Below are 748 nucleotides of genomic sequence, written 5' to 3' on the forward strand. Positions count from 1 at the left end.
GTGCTGTCCCCGGTGGCGGTGCTGGTGCCGTCCTCCGCGGAGGGCAAGGAGATCGCGGCCCGTCTCGCGGTCCGGATCGGTTCGGGTGTCATCACCGACGCCGTGGACCTGGAGGCCGGTGAGCAGGGTCCCGTCGCGACGCAGTCCGCGTTCGCCGCGTCGTTCACCACCAAGTCCCGTGTCTCCAGGGGGACCCCGGTCATCACGGTCAAGCCGAACTCGGCTCCGGTCGAGGCCGCTCCGGCGGCGGGTGCGGTCGAGACCCTGGAGGTGTCGTTCTCCGCGCAGGCCACCGGTACGAAGGTGGTGTCCCGCACGCCGCGTGAGTCGACGGGCCGTCCGGAGCTGACCGAGGCCGCGATCGTCGTGTCCGGTGGCCGTGGTGTCAACGGTGCGGAGAACTTCGCGATCATCGAGGCGCTGGCCGACTCGCTCGGTGCGGCCGTCGGCGCCTCGCGTGCCGCGGTCGATGCCGGCTGGTACCCGCACTCCAGCCAGGTCGGCCAGACCGGCAAGTCGGTCTCCCCGCAGCTGTACATCGCCTCCGGCATCTCCGGCGCGATCCAGCACCGCGCCGGCATGCAGACGTCCAAGACGATCGTCGCGATCAACAAGGACGCCGAGGCCCCGATCTTCGACCTCGTCGACTACGGCGTCGTCGGCGATCTCTTCCAGGTCGTCCCCCAGCTCACCGACGAGGTCAAGTCCCGCAAGGGCTGACCCGCCGTCCAGCCGCACCCCCCTTTTT

1 protein-coding gene is annotated in these 748 nt (G+C 70.5%); it reads left to right on the forward strand.

What is annotated here, in order from left to right; translation table 11 throughout:
- A partial coding sequence (locus tag IEZ15_RS44160; protein WP_189282543.1) for an electron transfer flavoprotein subunit alpha/FixB family protein occupies positions 1 to 720 on the forward strand: 720 nt, incomplete at its 5' end.
- Between the last annotated feature and the right edge of the window lie 28 nt (positions 721 to 748).

The organism is Streptomyces atratus (assembly GCF_014648655.1).
Classification (GTDB): Bacteria; Actinomycetota; Actinomycetes; order Streptomycetales; family Streptomycetaceae; genus Streptomyces; species Streptomyces atratus.